This window comes from Pseudoalteromonas sp. RB2-MNA-CIBAN-0110, assembly GCF_040309305.1.
GTDB lineage: Bacteria > Pseudomonadota > Gammaproteobacteria > Enterobacterales > Alteromonadaceae > Pseudoalteromonas > Pseudoalteromonas arctica.
This window is the reverse complement of the sequence record NZ_JBEOOQ010000077.1, coordinates 1-2,890: the sequence shown is the minus strand read 5'-3', so window position 1 is coordinate 2,890 and position 2,890 is coordinate 1. Positions and strand designations below refer to the sequence as shown.

The following is a 2,890-nucleotide window of genomic DNA, read 5'->3' as shown; positions in this document are numbered from 1 at the left end:
CTCCATCTGCAAGTGAGCTTATATCTTCGTCACTTACTTCCCATGTGCCATCGGCATTTATGGTTACATTATCAACGATTACGTCGCTTCCGTTTTCATCTGTAAAGGTAACGATTATGCTATTGGTTGACTCTATATCATCAACCACACCGCTTACGCTTACCGCTTCATCTTCTGCTGCATTTATTACTGAGTCTTCAAGCACTAGCGTTGTACTGGCTTGTGTGTCTTTAGTGAAATCTAGCGTGTTAGTAGTTACGTTGCCGGCTACATCTTGTGTGCTTACATCTACTGTGTAGTCGCCATCAGACAGTGCATTTAAAATACTGCTATCTAATTCCCATTTGCCAGCGTCATCTACACTTGCATTGCCATTAAATACAGTACTGCCGTCACTGTCTTTAATGATAATTGCTACGCTTTGGTTAGCTTCTACGTCGGTTACTGTGCCTGCTACTTTAGCAGTGCTTTGCTCAGCAGCATTTATAACTGCATCATCGCCCACATTTACCGTAACAGCGCTTTGTGTATCTTTAACAATGTTAAGATCTGCATTTGCGGTATTGCCTGCAGTGTCGGCGGTTGTTGCTGTAACAGTCAGTGCCCCTTCATCAAGGGTCGTTAAATCGAGCGAGTTACTTTGCCATGTTCCATCAGCTAAAATAATCGCTTGCCCTGTTACTGTTTTAGTACCATCAGACACCGTAACATTAACGATTTTGCCCTCTTCTATATTTACGCTTTGACCATTGATAACTACAGCCGATTTTTCTGCATTGTTAATTAATAAGTCGTTGTTTTTGCTCGGAATAGAAATTGAAGCTTGGGTATCTTTTTCGAAGGTGGTGCTATTTGTAGCTTGGTTACCAGCATTATCAAATACACTAACAGCGGCAGTAATTGTGCCATCGGCAAGCGTATTAATATCTGCGCTACTAACTTCCCAACTGCCATCGTCATTAATTGTGACGTTGTTTATAGTAACGGGTAAGCCATTTTCATCAGTAAAAGTAACTGTTGCTGTATTAGTCGGCTCTATATCAGTAACCTGACCACTCACGACAACATTTGTTTGCTCGGCTGCATTTACTACGTCATCACCCGCTGCCATTGTAATGGTAGTAGCTGCTGTTTTGTCGTGTATGGCTGTATCTGTATTAGTGGCTGTATTACCGGCTACATCACTTACGGTGGCTGTGGCGGTTAATGTGCCATCATTAAGACCCGATAAGTCTGCATCTGTAATTGTGTAAGCATTATTGGTAACGGTGGCTTCAAAGCTGCGCTCGTTACCGGCTGTATCTTTTACTACAACCGTTACTTTTTGGTCGTCTTCAACACCGGTTGTGGTACCTGTAATTTCAACATTGGTGTTTTCGCCATTGCCATTTATTACGTTGTCGTTCGTGTCGTTTATATCGACTGTTACTGCAACGGTGGTGTCTTTAGTAAAGGTGGTTGCGTTTGTGGCTAAATTGCCCTCAACGTCTAATGCGCTAACGCTTGCTGTAATTTCACCATCGGCAAGCCCTGTTATGTCTGTTGCATCAATAACCCACTCACCTGCTGCGTTAATTAATACGCTAGTAACTACAACTGTGTCGTTATTGCTATCTGTAAAGGTGACTGTAGCGGTTTGGTTTGTATCAGCTTCATCGATCACACCGCTTACGACTACATTGTCTTGCTCATTACTATTAACTACGTCATCACCCGCTGCCATTGCAATGGTAGTAGCTGCTGTTTTGTCGTGTATGGCTGTATCGGTATTAGTGGCTGTGTTACCGGCTACATCACTTACGGTGGCTGTGGCGGTTAATGTGCCATCGTTAAGACCCGATAAGTTTGCATCTGTAATTGTGTAAGCATTATTTGTAACGGTGGCTTCAAAGCTGCGCTCGTTACCGGCTGCATCTTTTACTACAACCGTTACTTTTTGGTCGTCTTCAACACCGGTTGTGGTACCTGTAATTTCAACATTGGTGTTTTCGCCATTGCCATTTATTACGTTGTCGTCTGTGTCGTTTATATCTACCGTTACAGTAGCTGTGGCGTCTTTGGTAAAGCTGGTTGAGTTTGTGGCTAAATTGCCCTCAACGTCTAATGCGCTAACACTTGCTGTAATTTCACCATCGGCAAGCGTTGTTATGTCTGCTGCATCAATAACCCACTCACCTGCTGCATTTATTGATACGCCAGTAACAACAACCGTGTCTTTATTGCTATCTGTAAAGGTGACTGTAGCGGTTTGGTTTGTATCGGCTTCATCAATCACACCGCTTACAACTACATTACTTTGCTCATTGCTATTAACTACGTCATCGCCCGCTGCCATTGTAATGGTAGTAACGGCTGTTTGGTCAATAATTGCGGTATCTTGGCTAGTTGCTGTATTGCCAGCTAAGTCGCTTACCGTGGCTGTGGCTGTAATTTCACCATCGTTAAAGGCTGATAAATCTTTATCTGAAATTGTATACGCTTCACCAATCACTATTGCAGTAAAGGTTTTAGTTGTTGTGCCATCGGTCACTGTTACTGTAACCGTACGGCCATTCTCTACACCAACCGCTGTGCCTGTAATTTTTACAGCTGAGCTTTCGCCATTGCCGTTAATAACGTTATCAGCTGTATCTTGTATTTCAACGGTTACATTGGCGTTGGCGTCTTTGGTAAAGCTGGTTTCATTTGTGGCTAAATTGCCCTCAACGTCTAATGCGCTAACGCTTGCTGTAATTTCACCATCGGCAAGCGTTGTTATGTCTGTTGCATCAATAACCCACTCACCTGCTGCGTTAATTGATACGCCAGTAACTACAACTGTGTCGTTATTGCTATCTGTAAAGGTGACTGTCGCGGTTTGGTTTGTATCGGCTTCTTCTATTACACCGTT

General features: G+C 43.1%; 1 protein-coding gene. It reads right to left on the bottom strand.

Translation table 11 applies throughout. The annotated features are described in order from the left end of the window. On the bottom strand, positions 1-2,890 hold a 2,890-nt coding region (locus AAEY68_RS20545; protein ID WP_350586779.1), incomplete at both ends, for a beta strand repeat-containing protein.